Below are 16,624 nucleotides of genomic sequence, written 5' to 3'. Positions count from 1 at the left end.
GGGCACGAACTCGCGTCCTTACTCACCCTCCACTTTCACCTGCTCGATTCGCAACCCACTTCGTGACGGGTATAACTTTTGGTTACTACCTAAAAAAGCTGGGGAGCAACGGTGAAGTTGCGCCCCCAGCTTTTTTAGGTAGTGAACTGCTGACACCAGCGGCAAAACTCATCTTCTGAATCTTCGTCGCCAAAATGCGCAGGATGCTTTACTATTTCTAAAGCTGTTTTCGGTATTTCTACCTGGAAAGTATTTTTCACCCATTCTTGGAATTCCAGATTAGGCTCGACTTTGATATCCTGATTGATTTCGTTTGGAGGTAACGCAAATTCTTCATCCCAACAGATTTCATCATATCCGATTGCAAGTAAGCGTAAGAAATCGACTGCGTCATCCACCAAAATACAGTTTAGCATTGAACCCGAGCCCGAACCCATATGCACTATTTTCAATTCGTTGCTATCACTTACCCAAAACGCGCATTCTGAACCTTCTGCACCCGTTTGCCCAAACACACAAAGCCGTCGGTTAACCTCCGCATTCTCTGCTCCGAACCAATATTTCAGATTCACATTTCCTGAAGCAGCAAATTCAATATTGGTACCGCCGTTTCTACCAGTGTCAGTCCAGCTTTCTTTTAACTCCTCTTCTGGATAGAGAAAGCCAATTCTACCGGCTCCATTATCAACATAGAAATTATTTGCTTCAATCCACTCGTATAGCTTTTTTATCGGCGTTGGGATATCGAATCCAACTGGCATTACTGCGTTAAGTTGCTCAATTAGCTTGTTTTCCATATTCTTTTTCAGGGTTCAGGCAGTAAATGAGGAGCACTGTTTGCCAGGAGGCATGGCGAATGTGCAACAGATTTACGTAGGGAAGTAGACGCCGCTAAAGCTACGCTCAATGCAGCATTTGGCCGGCTCATTCGTCGTTGCAACAAACCATGCGTTTCCCGGTTGGCTAAGCGCAAACGCATTCCCTTATGAACATCGGTATTGTCTGTTATCCCACTTTTGGCGGCTCCGGCGTGGTGGCCACGGAACTGGGCAAAGCCCTGGCCCAGCGCGGCCACCGCGTGCATTTCATCACCTACAGCCAGCCGGTGCGGCTCGATTTTTTTAACGAGAACCTCTTTTACCACGAGGTATATGTGCCGGCGTACCCGCTGTTCCAGTTCCCGCCCTACGAGCTGGCGCTAACCAGCAAGATGGTCGACATTGTGCAGAACGAGAAGCTCGACGTGCTGCACGTTCATTATGCCATTCCGCACGCTTCGGCGGCCTTTATGGCCAAGCAGATACTGCGCACCCGCGGCATTCAGATTCCGGTGGTGACCACGCTGCACGGCACCGATATTACGCTGGTGGGCAAAGACTCCAGCTTCGAGCCGGTCGTGACATTCAGCATCAACCAGAGCGACGGCGTAACGTCGGTTTCCGACGACTTGAAGCGCGAAACCTATCAGTATTTCGCAGTTGAGAAAGACATTACGGTCATCCCCAACTTCATCGACCTGCAACGCTTCAGGAAGCAGGAAAAAAGCCATTTCCGGGCCGCTATTGCGCCCGAGGGCGAGAAATTGCTCATTCACACCAGCAACTTCCGCACTGTGAAACGAGTGGAAGATGTGCTGCGGATTTTTGTGGGCGTGCGCGAAAAAATCCCAGCCAAGCTGCTGCTCGTGGGCGATGGCCCCGACCGTAACCGCATGGAAAAGCTGGCCCGCGACCTCGACGTGCACCGCGACCTGCGCTTCCTGGGCAAGCTCGAAGCCGTGGAGGAAGTGCTGAGCGTGGGCGACCTGTTTCTGATGCCTTCGGAGAACGAGAGCTTCGGCCTCGCCGCCCTCGAAGCCATGGCCTGCGAAGTGCCCGTGGTGAGCACCAACGCCGGCGGCATCCCCGAGTTGAACGTGCACGGCGTGACCGGCATGCTGAGCGAAATCGGTGACGTGGCCGACATGGTGAAAAACGCCCTCTACGTGCTCGAAGATGAAAACCTGCCGCGCTTCAAAGCCGCCGCCCGCGCCCGCGCCGAGGAATTTGCAGTGGAGAACATTGTGCCGCGCTACGAGGAGTGTTACCGGAACGCCATCGAAGCCGTAAGCGTGGCGGTTTGACGCTTCGCAACTTAATGAGGACTGAAGAATTGCGGGCATCTGTCATCCTGAGCGCAGCGAAGGACCTTCTCACGTTTGCGTCACTTGATACTACTGCAAGTTGTTCCTCGGCGATAAGGTCCTTCGCTGCGCTTAGGATGACAGATGCCCGCAATTCCTCATTCCTCATTCCTCATTCCTCATTAAGCCGTAGGCGTCAAAACAGCCCGGCCGCCTCGTTCTTCACTACGGCCAGGGCTTGCGCGGTGGGCTCGGCACCGTCCATCATTAGGCCTTCCAGAATGCGTTTGGCGAGTTCGGTGCCGCGGGCCTGAGCTGGGTTGCCAAGGCCGTGGTAGGCGCGGTTCACCATCGTCAATACGTTCTCCTTGGCTTCTTTCACCAAAGTCCAGGCGTCGGCCGATATATAGAGTTGCTGCGAGAGATTGTGCTCGTACTCGGCCCGGATTTCCTGTTGGAGCAGACGGTGAAACTCCGGCGCGGTGGAGCCGGCGCTGCTCAGGCGCACCAGAATGTTGTTGGGCGAAATGCGCTCCAGAAACAACACCGCCCGCTCGTAAGCCTGTAGGCGCAGTGGCAGCGTGGTTTTGTTGCTTTCGAGGCGCAGCTCAATCAGACGGCGCTGTTGCTCCTTGTCCAGAAATTCCTTGAACAGGTAATAGATGGCCCCGGCCACGATGAGGGCGGGGAGAATAGTTTTAAGCAGGTCGAAAAAATACGTTGTCGAATCCATTGAAGAAAATAGTCAGATTGGCAGTCGTCATGCCGAGCGCCGCGAAGCATCTCGCTTTGGTAGTAATTACGTTGATTAGTAGTGGCACGCGAGATACTTCGCGGCGCTCGGCATGACGTTTTGGGTGAACATTACGCCACAACACACTTGGCTGCAAACTTACGCCGTGAACCGCCGGGCCCCAACTGCTGTTTCTGTCCCGGCACCGCAGTAACGACCACACCGGCGGCTGCCGTATATTTGTTATCCACCTCCCGCTAAATCGACTTTACTTATGGCTGCTGTTGCCACCCTCGCCCCCATTAGCCTCACCGACCGTGCCGTGGTTGAGGTAAAAAACATCATTCAGGAAAAGAACGTGCCCGACGATTACGGCCTGCGCATTGGCGTGCAGGGCGGCGGCTGCTCGGGCATGAGCTACCTGCTGGGCTTCGACAAAGCCAAGGATGCCGACGAAGTGTACGACCTCGACGGCCTCAAGCTCATCATGGATAAGAAGCACGCCATGTACGTGCTGGGCATGGAAGTTGACTTCCAGGACGGCCTCAACGCCCGCGGCTTTGTGTTCAACAACCCCCAGGCCAAGAGCACCTGCGGTTGCGGCTCGTCGTTCTCAGCGTAAGTCTAATTAAGTTCATAGAACGTCATGCAGAGCGCAGCGAAGCATCTCGCGTGCCACCAGTAATTAGTCGAAGCACGCGAGATGCTTCGCTGCGCTCTGCATGACGTTATTACATATGCATGTTAAGCCCTGGCCCATTGGTCAGGGCTTTTTCATTTACTTTGGCGCACTTTGCGACCTTTCAGTCCCTCCCATATGCGCTTGTTTCTTTCGCTGCTTTTGGTGCTTTCGGCCGGCGCGGCACAGGCTCAGAAATTTAGTCCGGCCGAGCTGGCACGCTGGGGGCAACAGGCAAAGCAGGTCACCATCAGGCGGGACACGTATGGGGTGCCGCACGTCTACGGCAAGACCGATGCCGACGCCGTGTTTGGGCTGCTCTACGCGCAGTGCGAGGACGATTTTGAGCGCGTGGAAGCCAACTACCTGGATGCCATTGGACGGCAGGCGGAAGTAGATGGCGAAGCAGCCCTGTACCACGACCTGCGCGCCCGCCTGTTTATGGATACCACGCAGGCCATCGGCATCTACCGCAAGTGCCCGGCCGAAACCAAAAAGCTACTCGACGCCTTCGCGGCGGGCACCAACTACTACCTGGCCACGCACCCCGACACCCGGCCCCGGCTGTTGCACCGCTTCGAGCCGTGGATGCCACTAATGTTCAGTGAAGGCAGCATTGGGGGCAACATCAGCGTGGTGTCGCTGGAGCGGCTGAAGGACTTTTACAGCTTGAAAAAGTCGAGTTCCTGGATTGATGGCGACGTGGAAAAGCAGGACCGGGAGCCCGTCGGCTCCAACGGCTTTGCCATTGCGCCGGCTCGTAGCGCGAGCGGCCACGCCCTGTTGCTCATCAACCCGCACACCTCGTTCTACTTTCGCTCCGAGGTGCAGATGGTAAGCCAAGAAGGTCTGAATGCCTACGGAGCCGTGACCTGGGGCCAGTTTTTTGTTTACCAGGGCTTTAATGAACACTGCGGCTGGATGCACACTTCCAGCAACGCCGACTCGATGGATGAATACCTGGAAACCGTGACGCAGCAGAACGGCAAATTTCTGTATAAATACGGCACCAAGTGGCGCCCCGTGCAGGTGCAGCAGGTGAGCCTGCCCTACAAAGCCGGCAATAAAACCTTGCGCAAAACCTTCACCATCTACCGCACCCACCACGGCCCCATTGTGGGCCAGAAAACCGACCAGCAGTGGGTGGCCGTGCGCATGATGAACGAGCCCCTGCACGCTCTGCAGCAGTCCTACCTGCGCACCAAGGCCACCGACTACGCCAGCTTTCAGGCTGTGATGAAGCTGAACGGCAACGCCTCCAACAACACCGTTTTTGCCGATACCAAAGGCAGCATCGCCTATTGGCACGGCAACTTTATGCCGAAGCGCGACCCCACATTCGACTGGAGCCAGCCCGTGGATGGCAGCAATCCGGCCACCGAATGGCAGGGCTTCCACCCGGTGAGCGAGCTGGTGCAGGTGCACAACCCCGCCAGTGGCTTCGTCCAGAACTGCAACTCGACGCCGTTTACCGTAGCCGGCCCCAGCAGCCCCGATTCGGCCCGCTACCCACGCTACATGGCCCCTGATGCCGAAAACTACCGCGGCCTCAACGCCGTGCGCGTGCTAAGCCACCGGGGTAAATTTACCCTGGACACCCTTATTGCCGCCGCCGACAACCCGCACCTCACGGCTTTCGACGACATGCTGCCGCCCCTGTTTGCGAGCTACGACATTGAGCACGATACTGCCGCCGTGCGGCCGTCGGAAGCCGTTGATACCCTGCGCGCCTGGAATCACAACTACGCCGCGAGTTCCGTGGCGCAGACGGTGGCCATTTATTGGGCCGAGCGCCTGCTCGCCACCGCCCGCGCCCGTGTGCCTGCCGCCCAGCCACCGCTCGACTACATCCGCTTTACCCGTTTTGCGCTGACGCACACGACAGCCCCCGAGAAAGTAGCTGCCCTCGCCGAAGCGCTTGATGACCTCACCCGCGCCTTCGGCACTTGGAAAGTAGCCTGGGGCGACATCAACCGCTACCAGCGCCTAACCGGCCGCGTCGAGGAAACCTACGATGACCGGCGGCCCAGCCTGCCCGTCGCCTTCACTTCCTCGAAGTGGGGCAGCTTGGCCGCTTTTGGCGCGCAGGCCTACCCCGGCACCCAAAAGCGCTACGGCAACGTGGGCAACAGCTTCGTGGCCGTGGTGGAGTTTGGCCAGCGCATCGTGGCGCGCTCGGTGGTGACGGGCGGGCAGAGCAGCCAACCCGGTACTTCACACTTCCTCGACCAGGCCAACTTGTATTGCACCGGCCGCTTCAAGGAAGTGCGTTTTTACCCCGAAGACGTACAAGCCCACGCAGAAAAAACGTACCATCCCGGCGAGTAAGCCCGCCGCGCGCCTGCCTCTCTCCCTTCCCCACACGCCACCTCAACAAGCATGGACATTAAGTACCTCTCCGACGACAAAGGCAACATCACCGGCGTATTCATTGCCATCGAGGAATGGGAGCGCCTGCAAAAGCAGTACAGCATTACCGAAAAAACGCCAGCCGACTCCGGTGCCAAGTTGCAACAGTCGCTGGCTGACGCCCTGAAGAAGGCCAAGCCAGAATAGCAGTAGCAGGCTTGCCCTCAAGCTACCGGGCCGGCAGGCTTAGCAGGCCGGCAATGCCTTTCACGTTGAGCCGGGCGAATTTCCGCACACGGTCGAAGCGGGCGGTGGTTTCGTCCAGCTCTTCGTCCTTGGGCAAGGGCTTGGGTACCTCCGCGTGCAGGCGCTCGAAGATGGAAGCGGCAATGTCCATGTAGCCGAGCAGCAGCAGGTACAGCTGCTTCTTTTCCGCTTCGGCGTAGCCCTTGCTCCGAATGGCTTTGTTCAGCGTGTCGAGCTGCGCGGTTTCATCGGTAAATAAATCGCGCAGGGCGTTGCGGCGCAACCAATATTCGGCCAGTTGCTCCGGGCTGGCCGAGGAGCCGGCAAACGGGAAGGTTTCGGCAAAGGCCGTGGCCTGCGCAAAGGCACCCTCCGCTTCGTACACGGCAGCCAGGTGCTTTTGCAGGCTCACCCACAGGCCGGTGCGGGCTTTATCGAAGGCACTGGCCGCGGTGGCATCGGGAGTACTCATGGGAGATAAAATGTAGAACCTGGCAAAGGTAACGGACGAGGGATGGCCGGGTTTTACCGCCCGAAGTCGTCCTGTACCCGCACAATGTCGTCCTCGTCCGAGGGGTTGTCGGCGTCGGTATGCTGCCAGATTTCCGCCAGCACGCCCCAGTCCTTCAGGCCCACCAGGCGGTGGCGCTCGCCCTGCCGCAGCACGATGCGCTCGCCCACTTGCAGACTTTTCACTTCACCTTGCTCGTCGGTGTCGCTGGTGGCCACGCCCACCGGGCCCTGCACCACCTGCCATATTTCGGCGCGGCGGTGGTGGTATTGCCAACTCAGACGCTGCTGGGGCGCCACCAGCAATATCTTGGGGCTAAGCCGGCCCGAAATCCGCAGCCCTTCCACCGACAAGCCATCGAAATAGATGTCGGCAAATTGCTGGGCCTGGTTTTCGTCGATGACAAAAAAACCGCCCCACGGCCGCAACGGGTCTTGGCGCTCTACCACGAAGCCTTGCCGCTGAAGCTGCGCGGCTACTTGTTGGAACAGGGCTTGTTTTTGCGAGTCGGTGATGGGCATTAATTCTGCTACTAGGGCCAGCGCTTCAAAATTTGGGACTGCAAGTTATGGCCTGAATCATTCAGTCGGCCGCACCGCTGGTCGCGCCCTCAAGCCAGCCCAGCCTATTGCTTGCGCGCCCACTTTTCTGCGCTCATTCCAAACCGGACCGCTCCGCTCTTGTTGAGGCCGGTTTCCGGCCATTCTGCCCGGCGATAGCAACCTTCCGCGCGGGTGCCTGGCCCGGCACTGGGCCATACATTGCCAGGGGCTTGGGTGAAAGAGCAACCCAACAAGGGGTCGCGTAGGGCCCGGCCAATGCCTGGCTTTTCGGACTCTGGGTCCCGAAGTAGCGCCCAGATGTTATGGCCGACCAAATCGGCAATGGCAAAACCAACGACCCGCCCCGTCGCCTCGGCCACCCGGTCCTTGCCGCGCCGCGCAATGTAGCCGAGGCAATTGGCCGGCGTCACGAGTTCCGGGCGCGAGAGCCGGTTTTCGTGCACTGCCATCCGCACAGCCATCATTGCTGCCACACCAGCGGGTTTAGCTTCCCGAAGCCGCATCAGCGGACCTTAGGCTAATACGTTTTACTTGCATCGGCCGGCACCACTACCACGTAATCGGCCAGGTTCAATTGTTCCTTGTCCAGTGTCTGAAGTTGCTCCTGGGTCACCACACTCAGGGTTCTCACGCGCAGCTTGGGCGCGTACTGGCGCAGGTAGGCCAAAATGCCGTCGTGGTGGTCGGAATGGTAGCTGCCGTTGAGGTGGAGCAGGGTCTGGCCGGGCTGGCGGCCGGTTTCGATGAAGTGCGCCATGGTGGCATCTTTTAGCGCCTGCGCCTGAATGATGTTCTGGGCCCCGCCACCGTGAGTTTTGCTGTCGCCGCCGAACATGGCGGCCATATTTTTATAACCGGGCAGGTCGTAATCCACTTTCAGCGGCAGTGGGGCGAGCAGGGCGCGGTCGGTGGCGGGCAGCTTATCGAGCGCAGTAAGGCTGCGCTGGGCCACCACTTTGGCAAAGGGGCGCGGGGCGTTGGTGCCGATGACGGGAACGTGGCTTTCGCGAGCGAACTGCAGCAGCGGGCGGTAGTCGGTGGCGTAGTTGGGCCAGGGGCGGGCCTGGCGCTCAAAGGCGGTATCGGCCAGCGTACCGGCGGCGTATTGGGCCACCAGCGGCTGCACGTCGCGCTCAAACATCTCCATGCCCAGCACCAACTGCCCGGGTTTCTTCAGCTTCAGCAAGTCTTTGGCTACCTGCAGCTCCAGCCAGTGCGCAAGGGCGTCGTTGTGCTGTTCACCGAAGAGGACCATGTCGGCCTGTGCCAGCTCCTGCAGCATCTGGTCGTAGTCGGCAGGCTGGCCGGTAGCACTGAAGAGGCGGTAGGCGGGCCGGTCGCCAACGAAGCTGGCAAGGCTGGTAAGTAACAGCAGGAAGCTGGCGAGGCGCAGGAATCGCATAGAATAAGGCAGCAGACGATTATTAACAAAGAACGTCATGCTGAGCGCAGCCGAAGCATCTCTCCCGCTTCGTTGGGCCAATCGATAGGATTAGTTGTGCGGGAGAGATGCTTCGGCTGCGCTCAGCATGACGTTCTTTCTAGTTCTACTACCCCTTATAAAACATCCATTTGCCCAACTCCTTATACGTCACCTTCTTGCCGTACATCAGAATACCCACGCGGTAGATGCGGGCCGCCACCCACACCGTGCCAATGAACCCCAGAATGAGCAGGAAGATGGACAGCGCCAGCTGCCACGCCGGCACGCCAAACGGCAGGCGAATAACCATGGCAATGGGCGAGGTAAACGGAATCATCGACATCCAGAAAGCCACCGGCCCGTCGGGATTGCGCACAATGACGGCGAACCCAATGATGTAGCTCAAAATCAGCGGCATGGTAATCGGGAACATGAATTGCTGGGTGTCGGTCTGGTCGTCGACGGCCGCGCCCACGGCCCCGAACAAGGCCCCGTAGAGCAGGTAGCCGCCCAGGAAATAAACGATGAAGCCGAAAATGATGGTCCCGATGGGAATGTTGAGCTCCTTGATTTTTCCGAACACGCCGCCTACCGCGTTGGCACGTTTGGCGGGGTTCATCTGGTCGGCCGAGGCAGCGGCATTGTCGGCCAGCGAGGGCTGGGCGGCCGGGCCGCCGGGCGTGGCCGACGTAGTGGCGGCGACGCTGGTTTTGGCGGGCTGGTCGCGGTCCATCACCATGGGCAGCACCACGGCGGTGGCGCCGTAGGACAGAATGCCCCACAGCAGAAACTGTGTGAGGCCCACGGCCGCCACGCCCACAATTTTGCCCATCATCAGGTCAAACGGCTTCACCGACGAAAGCATGACTTCCATGATGCGGCTTGACTTCTCCTCGCCCACCCCGCGCATAATCTGCACGCCGTACAGAAAAATAAAGAAGTAAATGAGCACGGCCAGCCCCGACGCCACGCTGGTCGTCACGCCCGAGTTGCTGTCCTTCTCCGCCCCCGATTCATCGACGCTGATGGAGTTGAGCGGCACTTTGGCGCGCAGCTGGTCGAGTTGGGCCTGCGTGAGGCCGGACTTTTGCATCTTGAGCTCTGCGAAGGCGTCGGTCAGGGCCGATTGCACCCGGTTTTCCTTGCTCAGGCTGATGTTGCCTTTGCCAAAAAACTGCACGCCCTGCGGGTCTTTTTCGTCCAGGCCGGCGGGCAGGTAGAGCAGGCCGGCGTGTTTCTGCCGCTGAAAATCCGTTTTGGCGCTGGCCAGCGTCCCGCCCGCTACCGGCTGAAACTGCAGCTGCGGCGTCGAAACCAGCCGCCCGGCAATGCCCAGGCCGCTGTCGTCGCGCACGTTGATGATTTCCGTGGTTTCATCCGACTGAATGATTTTGCCCACGAACACCCCGAACACCGCAATGAGCACCGGTACCAGCAGCGTGAGCATGATAAACGCCCGCTTGCGAACCCGCGTGAGGTATTCGCGTTGGGCCACGAGTAAAAATTTAGAAGCCATGACGTGAAATTAGAGCAGCGCGTTAGCGGTTTGGTTAAGGGTTTCGGGCATGGTTTCGCCCACGCGCCGGATAAAAATCTCGTTGATGCTCGGGATTTTCTCACGGAAAGACTCTACCTCGATTCCCGGAGAATTGATGAGGTAGCGCAGCAACTCGTTGGGCCGCACGCCTTCGTGCAGCTGCACCCGGATGTAGAAATGGTCGTTTTCGCGGGCTTTTTGCTCCACCACCTCAAACTCAGGGTGCGTCACAATGGGTTTGCCCACGCCCTCCACCTCGTAGGTATTGGTTTTGAACTGGTCGCGAATCACCTCAATCGGCCCATCCAGCACCTTGCGCGAGCGGTTGATGAGGGCAATGTTGTCGCACATTTCCTCCACCGATTCCATGCGGTGCGTCGAGAAAATGATGGTGGCGCCTTCCTGCTTCAGCCGCAAAATCTCGTCCTTAATGAGGTTGGCATTAATCGGGTCGAAGCCCGAGAAGGGCTCGTCCAGGATAATCAGCTTGGGGTCGTGCAGCACCGTGGCAATGAATTGCACCTTTTGCTGCATGCCCTTGCTCAGGTCTTCCACGTTCTTGCCGGCCCATTCTTTTATCTCAAAACGGTTCAGCCACTGCTTGATGCGCGCCGTGGCGTCTTCCCGGCTCAGGCCGCGCAGGCGGGCCAGGTAAAGCAGCTGCTCCCCCACTTTCATCTTCTTGTAGAGGCCCCGTTCCTCGGGCAGGTAGCCGATATGGGCAATGTGGCTCGGGTTGAGCCGCTCGCCCCGGAAACGGATTTCGCCTTCATCGGCCCCCGTAATCTGGGTGATGATGCGGATGAGCGAGGTTTTGCCGGCGCCGTTGGGCCCAAGCAGCCCGAAGATGCTGCCCTCTGGAATGGCAAGGCTCACGCCGGACAGCGCAACGTGGTTGGCATAGGCCTTCCGCACATCGATGGCTTCGAGAATGGGCCGGGAAGAAGATGGTTGCATGGCGAGAAAAAGGTGAGAAAGCAGGTTGAAAGCAAATGTAGCCGCCTCGGGCTTGGCACCGCAATAGGCGTGCGCCAAGCGGCGCCAACCGCCACTCAAACGGTAAATCAGCCGGATGAATGGGACCGGGCGGGCTAGTGCGAGCCGGTGGCCTCGTCCTCATCCAGCTCGCGCAGGCTGGCTTCGAGGCGGTCGAGGTGCTGGCCATAGAGGCGCTGCAGGTACCAACGGGTGGTGCGCACCACGGCCCATTGCAGCAGCAGGCCTGCGGCCAGCAGCGCCGCGCCCAGGCCGAGCAGCATGGCCGTGCGCACCCCGCCGGGCCGGGCCAGTTCCTTGCCCGCCACGTACTCATACACCAACATCAGCGAGGCCGGGGCCATGGCCAGCGTCAGCCGATAATGGAAGCGAAGCATGCTGCGCAGGCCGGCGCACAGCCGCCGCAGGTTACCCAGCACATGGGCGTCCGGCTGGGTCATCTGCCGCATCATCTTGAGCTTGCGGTAATAATATCCCAGCAGCACCAGCGACAGCAGCAACAAACTCAACACTTCTGCCCGCTCCAGAAAAGTATCAGTGAACCCAATGAGCAGCGGCATGACCACGGCCACCAGCGCCACGAAGGCCATTTCCAGCCGGGCATTGCGGCGCATTTTTTCCACCAGCCCATCCGAGTGCTGGGCCAGTAGGTGGCTCAGGGCTGCTTGGTTGAGGGGCGGTGCGGCCGGCTCGGGCTGCTGCCACTGGCGGCGAAGGTCATCGAGTTCCATCATCGGGCGGCGGGGACTAAAAGGGCGCGAAGTTTTTCCTGCACGCGGTGCATTTTCACGCGCACATTGTTTTGGGTAATGCCGAGGATGTCGGCCATTTCCTCATAAGACCGGTCTTCGAGGTAGAGCAGCACAAACGCCTTGTCGACCTCCGACAGCCGGCCAATGGCCCGGTAGAGCTGGGCCCGGTCGTCGGCGTCGTAGCCTGTTTCCGGGGCCTGGGCCACGGCCAGCGCCTCAGCATCCAGCTCGCTCGGGGCCGGGCGGCGGGTGCGCTGGCGCAGGTTCGAGATGGCCACGTTCAGCGCGATGCGGTAGAGCCAGGTGCTGAGCTTGGCGTTGGGCTGGGGCACGTAGCGCGGCCACGCCCGCCACAGCTGCAGCACCATCTCCTGGAACAAGTCCTGCCGGTCGTCCGCATCCTGGCAGTACAGCCGGGCCACGCGGCGCAGCAGCGGCTGGTACTCGTGCAGCGCGGCAACAAAATCAGCAGACGGGGTGGCGGCGGCCATGCGGAGGTAAGCGTTTTCAGGAGGTGAATCGGCGGCAGCGGCGCAGCATTACAGGCACCGTTGGAATATTTTCCAGCAATACACAAGAACGTCATGCTGAGCGCAGTCGAAGCATCTCTACCGCGCAAGCAATTTGATTTACTACTGAGGTAGAGATGCTTCGACTGCGCTCAGCATGACGTTCTGCTAAACAGCTAGCAAACAAAAAGCCCCGCCTGACCAATGGCCAGACAGGGCTTTGCAATTCTACTCGGGCAATCCCTAAGCGAAATATTCCTTCACCTTTTCAAAGAAGCCCTTCTCGTTCTTGCCGGGGTGCGGCGTGAAGTTGTCCGAGTCGCGCAGCTTCTCCAGCAGCTCGCGCTCCTGGTTGCTCACGTTTTTGGGCGTCCACACGTTCAGGTGAATGAGCTGGTCGCCGCGGCCGTAGCCGTTCAGGTCTTTAATGCCTTTGCCGCGCAGGCGCAGGATTTTACCGGGCTGGGTGCCGGGGTCTACCTTGATTTTTACCTTGCCCTCGATGGTGGGAACCTCCAGGCTCGCGCCGAGGGCGGCATCCACGAACGAGATGTACTGCTCGAACATGATGTTGTTGCCGTCGCGCTTCAGGAATTCGTGCGGCTCCTCCTCAATCTGGATGAGCAGGTCGCCGGGCACGCCGCCGCGCTCGGGAAAGTTGCCTTTGCCGTTCATGCTCAGCTGCATATCGTTGGCCACGCCGGCGGGAATGTTGATGGGAATCACTTCCTCGTGCAGCTGGCGGCCTTCGCCTTTGCACACGTCACAGGTGCTCACAATGGTTTTGCCTTCGCCGTTGCAGGTAGGGCAGGTGCTGCTGCTCACCATCTGGCCGAGCATGGTGTTCACCACGCGTTTGGTTTGGCCCTGGCCCTGGCAGGTGGGGCAGGTTTTGAGGTCGGTGCCGTTTTTGGCGCCGGTGCCGCTGCACGGCTGGCAGGCCACGTAGCGCTTCACCTTGATTTTCTTCTCGACGCCGTTGGCGATTTCCTCCAAATCCAGCTTCAGCTTGATGCGCAGGTTCGAGCCCTTCTTCTGGCGCCGTCCGCCACCCTGGCGTCCGCCCCCTAAGAAGCCCTCAAAGCCCCCGCCCCCTCCTAAAATATCGCCGAACTGCGAGAAGATATCCTCCATATTCTGCGGGCCGCCGCCGCCACCGCCTCCCATGCCCTGGTGGCCGTACCGGTCGTAGCGCGCGCGCTTGTCGGCGTTGCTGAGCACCTCATAGGCCTCGGCAGCTTCCTTGAATTTGTCCTCGGCGGTCGGGTCGTCGGGGTTCTTATCGGGGTGGTACTTGATGGCCATCTTGCGGTAAGCCGACTTGATAACGTCGCCTTCCGCATTTTTAGCAATGCCTAATACCTCGTAATAATCGCGCTTCGTAGCCATCTGCTTTTGTATGAATCGTCTGTCATCCTGAGCGTAGCGAAGGACCTTATCACGCCTAGGGCAGTAATTACTGCAAGTCGTGCCGTTGTAGGAAGGTCCTTCGCTACGCTCAGGATGACAGATTTTTTAATTTCTTCAACCTCAAACCAAACCCTAAAATTACTGCCCCAACACCACTTTGGCGTGGCGAATAACCTTGTCGCCCAAATAATAGCCTTGCTCCACCACGTCCACGATTTTCCCTTTCAGGTCGTCGCTCGGCGCGGGAATCTGGGTGATGGCCTCGTGCAGTTCGGCATCGAAGTCGCCGCCTTTGGCTTCCATGGCGGTCAAACCCTTTTGCTGGAGCGTTTTGTTCAGCTTGCCCTGAATAATGTCGATGGCGTCGCGCACGGCACCGGCATCGGTGGTGGTGGCGGTGGCGTTGCGGGCGCGCTCAAAATCGTCGAGCACGGGCAGCAGGGCCACCATCAGCTCCTGGTTGGCGGTTTTGAACAGGTCGATGCGCTCCTTGCTGGTGCGGCGCTTATAGTTCTCGAACTCGGCGGCGAGGCGCAGGTACTTGTCTTTAATTTCGGCCAGCTCGGCATCGGTGCGCGAGGTCTCGGGCTGGGGCGCGCCGGTGGCGGTCATGTCCGGGTCGGTGCTTTCGCCGTCGGCCATTTCGCCAGCTACGTGGTTGGGGTCAGCGGTCAGGTTGTCGTCCTGGGGCAGGTTTTGCTCGTTAGCCATTTGCGGAAATATTCGTCGGAAGGGGTTTTTCACGGGGTTAGCCGGTTAGTCAGGCTGAGGGCGCAAGGAGTGGGCCAAAGGGGCGCGGGCTGCCATAGTGGCACTGGCATTAACTTCGTCATTCCACTTCCACAACAGTCAATAATCTGTATGAATCCCTCAGGCCAGCAACTGATATCTCAATCATTAAATTATTTCTCTCAGATGTCTCCCCAACTGAGTGTTGTCTATGTTCTAACGAATCCAGCAATGCCTGGAATGGTAAAGATTGGGCGCACAAGTCATGACGATGCCAAAACTAGGATTGACCAACTTTACACAACCGGTTTCCCAGTGCCGTTCAACTTAGAATTTGTTTGTAAAGTCCCCAATTCAGAAGAAGTTGAAAAAGCACTACATCTTGCTTTTGCCCCTCATCGAGTGAATCCTAAACGTGAGTTTTTTACGATAGAGCCTAGTCAGGCAATTGCAATTTTGAAGTTGCTTCATGTTCAAGATGCAACGAATGAGATTGAAAGTCAATCGACTACTAGCAACATCGCTCAATCAGAACTTGATGCAGGGACACAACTCAAGAAAAAGCGACCACCTCTCAACTTCACCGAGATGCAGATACCGCTACATTCAGAACTTGTTTGCAAGGTCAATGCAGCGGTAGTAGTTGTAGTGGATTCGAAAAGAGTACAGCTAAATGGTGAAGAAATGTCTTTAACTGCAGCTACCCGTAAAGTTTTGAATATTGACTACAGCGTTGCCCCAAGCCCATACTGGTCTTTTGAAGGACAACTACTCCAAGAAATCTATAACAACACTTATGGACAACTAAGCGACGAGTAACCAATTATGCACGCCTTCCGAATCGTTTTCCGCATTTGCTGATTGGTCCCGTTCGCGAGGCTGAAATCGAAAATGAAATGCCTATCGTCCGGGAGCATCTGCCAAACCTAACGCGCTACGAAGGCCATTCCTCATCGCCCTCCTCTTCGCCAAGTCCCTGGCGTTTCGCTGGGGCAGCGTCGCGGCGGGTTTCTTCCAGCGCCTTCCAAATCATATCTTTCAGCGGCATGATATTCTTATTCGTGAGGCTGGAAATGAAGATGGCAGGCACTTCTTCCGGCAGCGTGGCGCGGATTTCGGCCTCCAGCTCCTCGTCAATCATGTCGGACTTGGTGATGGCCAGCAGGCGCTTCTTCTCCAGCAGGTCGGGGTTGAACTGCTCCAACTCGCCGATTAGCACGTCGTATTCGGCGTTGATGTCGGGCGAGTCGCAGCTTATCATAAAGAGCAGCATGGAGTTGCGCTCGATGTGGCGCAGGAAGCGGGTGCCCAGGCCCTTGCCCTCGGCCGCGCCCTCGATGATGCCGGGAATGTCGGCCATCACGAAGGATTTGTAGTCGCGATAGGCCACCACGCCCAGGTTGGGCACGAGGGTGGTGAAGGCGTAGTCGGCAATCTTGGGCTTGGCCGCACTCACCACCGACAGCAGCGTGCTCTTGCCCGCGTTGGGGAAGCCCACGAGGCCCACGTCGGCCAGCAGCTTGAGCTCCAGGATGATGATGGCCTCGATGGCGGGCTCGCCGGGCTGCGCGTACTGCGGGGCCTGGTTGATGGAGTTTTTGAAATGGTCGTTGCCCCAGCCGCCGCGCCCGCCGGGCACGAGGACGAGCCGCTGGCCGTGCTCCGTGATTTCCAGAATGTGGGTGCCGTCGGGGTCGCGGGCCACGGTACCAAGGGGCACTTGCAGCACAATATCGTCGCCCTGCGCGCCGCTGCGCAGGTTTTCGCCCCCGCCCTCGCCGTCTTTGGCGAACACGTGGCGCTGGTACTGCAGGTGCAGCAGCGTCCAGAGCTGCGAGTTGCCTTCGAGGATGATGTGGCCGCCACGGCCGCCGTCGCCGCCATCGGGGCCGCCGTTGGGCAGGCCCTTGGCCCGGAAAAAGTGGTGCGAGCCCGCGCCGCCTTTGCCCGAGCGGCAGATGAGTTTGACGTAGTCGATGAAGTTATTAGAGGCCACGGGGATTAGATTAAATGTATTGAAATTGTCCGTCATGCCGAGCGCAGCCGAGGCATCTCGCGTGCCATA

General features: G+C 58.6%; 17 protein-coding genes. 5 read left to right on the top strand and 12 right to left on the bottom strand.

What is annotated here, in order from left to right:
• Window positions 1-134: 134 nt before the first annotated feature.
• Window positions 135-797, bottom strand: a complete 663-nt coding sequence (locus tag JKL48_RS19670) for a hypothetical protein (RefSeq protein ID WP_201986506.1) — start codon at window positions 795-797, stop codon at window positions 135-137.
• A gap of 188 nt (window positions 798-985) precedes the next feature.
• Between JKL48_RS19670 and bshA the strand changes: the two genes are divergently transcribed.
• Complete coding sequence (gene bshA / locus JKL48_RS19665; protein ID WP_201986503.1) at window positions 986-2,122, top strand: N-acetyl-alpha-D-glucosaminyl L-malate synthase BshA; 1,137 nt, start codon at window positions 986-988, stop codon at window positions 2,120-2,122.
• 196 nt (window positions 2,123-2,318) lie between these two features.
• On the opposite strand, the gene JKL48_RS19660 is transcribed toward bshA, so the two are convergent.
• Complete coding sequence (locus JKL48_RS19660; protein WP_201986492.1) at window positions 2,319-2,855, bottom strand: DUF7935 family protein; 537 nt, start codon at window positions 2,853-2,855, stop codon at window positions 2,319-2,321.
• Window positions 2,856-3,129: 274 nt separating this feature from the next.
• On the opposite strand from JKL48_RS19660, the gene JKL48_RS19655 reads away from it, so the two are divergent.
• From JKL48_RS19655 to JKL48_RS19645, 3 genes are all read left to right on the top strand, one after another.
• Window positions 3,130-3,477 carry a HesB/IscA family protein gene (locus JKL48_RS19655; protein ID WP_201986489.1) on the top strand — a complete coding sequence of 116 codons (348 nt, stop codon included), beginning with the start codon at window positions 3,130-3,132 and terminating at the stop codon, window positions 3,475-3,477.
• A gap of 195 nt (window positions 3,478-3,672) precedes the next feature.
• The gene (locus tag JKL48_RS19650) at window positions 3,673-5,862 is read left to right on the top strand and encodes a penicillin acylase family protein (protein WP_201986487.1); all 2,190 of its coding nucleotides are present in this window, start codon (window positions 3,673-3,675) and stop codon (window positions 5,860-5,862) included.
• Between the two features lie 51 nt (window positions 5,863-5,913).
• Window positions 5,914-6,090, top strand: coding sequence for a hypothetical protein (locus JKL48_RS19645; RefSeq protein WP_201986479.1), 177 nt, complete (start codon window positions 5,914-5,916; stop codon window positions 6,088-6,090).
• Window positions 6,091-6,112: 22 nt separating this feature from the next.
• On the opposite strand, the gene JKL48_RS19640 is transcribed toward JKL48_RS19645, so the two are convergent.
• The 9 genes from JKL48_RS19640 to JKL48_RS19600 all read right to left on the bottom strand — a co-directional run bounded on the left by JKL48_RS19640 (window position 6,113) and on the right by JKL48_RS19600 (window position 14,541).
• Window positions 6,113-6,601, bottom strand: coding sequence for a hypothetical protein (locus JKL48_RS19640; RefSeq protein WP_201986477.1), 489 nt, complete (start codon window positions 6,599-6,601; stop codon window positions 6,113-6,115).
• Window positions 6,602-6,654: 53 nt separating this feature from the next.
• The gene (locus JKL48_RS19635; RefSeq protein WP_201986469.1) at window positions 6,655-7,161 is read right to left on the bottom strand and encodes a cupin domain-containing protein; all 507 of its coding nucleotides are present in this window, start codon (window positions 7,159-7,161) and stop codon (window positions 6,655-6,657) included.
• A gap of 559 nt (window positions 7,162-7,720) precedes the next feature.
• Window positions 7,721-8,605 (bottom strand): ChaN family lipoprotein, encoded by an 885-nt coding sequence (locus JKL48_RS19630; RefSeq protein WP_236668929.1) that lies wholly within the window; start codon window positions 8,603-8,605, stop codon window positions 7,721-7,723.
• 148 nt (window positions 8,606-8,753) lie between these two features.
• A complete protein-coding gene (locus JKL48_RS19625) occupies window positions 8,754-10,142 on the bottom strand; it encodes an ABC transporter permease (protein WP_201986460.1) in 1,389 nt (462 codons plus the stop codon).
• 9 nt (window positions 10,143-10,151) lie between these two features.
• Window positions 10,152-11,120 carry an ABC transporter ATP-binding protein gene (locus JKL48_RS19620; RefSeq protein WP_201986458.1) on the bottom strand — a complete coding sequence of 323 codons (969 nt, stop codon included), beginning with the start codon at window positions 11,118-11,120 and terminating at the stop codon, window positions 10,152-10,154.
• A gap of 134 nt (window positions 11,121-11,254) precedes the next feature.
• Window positions 11,255-11,893, bottom strand: a complete 639-nt coding sequence (locus tag JKL48_RS19615) for a hypothetical protein (protein WP_201986439.1) — start codon at window positions 11,891-11,893, stop codon at window positions 11,255-11,257.
• A complete protein-coding gene (locus JKL48_RS19610) occupies window positions 11,890-12,402 on the bottom strand; it encodes an RNA polymerase sigma factor (RefSeq protein WP_201986431.1) in 513 nt (170 codons plus the stop codon). The genes JKL48_RS19615 and JKL48_RS19610 overlap by 4 nt, the downstream gene beginning before the upstream one ends.
• A gap of 261 nt (window positions 12,403-12,663) precedes the next feature.
• A complete protein-coding gene (dnaJ, locus tag JKL48_RS19605; RefSeq protein ID WP_201986429.1) occupies window positions 12,664-13,809 on the bottom strand; it encodes a molecular chaperone DnaJ in 1,146 nt (381 codons plus the stop codon).
• Window positions 13,810-13,968: 159 nt separating this feature from the next.
• Window positions 13,969-14,541 (bottom strand): nucleotide exchange factor GrpE, encoded by a 573-nt coding sequence (locus JKL48_RS19600; RefSeq protein ID WP_201986427.1) that lies wholly within the window; start codon window positions 14,539-14,541, stop codon window positions 13,969-13,971.
• 204 nt (window positions 14,542-14,745) lie between these two features.
• Here JKL48_RS19600 and JKL48_RS19595 point away from each other — a divergent pair, with 204 nt between their 5' ends.
• Window positions 14,746-15,378, top strand: coding sequence for a GIY-YIG nuclease family protein (locus tag JKL48_RS19595; RefSeq protein WP_201986425.1), 633 nt, complete (start codon window positions 14,746-14,748; stop codon window positions 15,376-15,378).
• Window positions 15,379-15,493: 115 nt separating this feature from the next.
• On the opposite strand, the gene obgE is transcribed toward JKL48_RS19595, so the two are convergent.
• Entirely contained in the window at window positions 15,494-16,555 is a 1,062-nt protein-coding gene (obgE, locus tag JKL48_RS19590; RefSeq protein WP_201986422.1) for a GTPase ObgE, read from the bottom strand.
• Window positions 16,556-16,624: the final 69 nt, after the last annotated feature.

Origin of the sequence: Hymenobacter rubidus, assembly GCF_016734815.1 — a bacterium.
Classification (GTDB): domain Bacteria; phylum Bacteroidota; class Bacteroidia; order Cytophagales; family Hymenobacteraceae; genus Hymenobacter; species Hymenobacter rubidus.
Note: the sequence above shows the minus strand (reverse complement) of the source record. Positions and strands in the feature narration are given on the sequence as shown.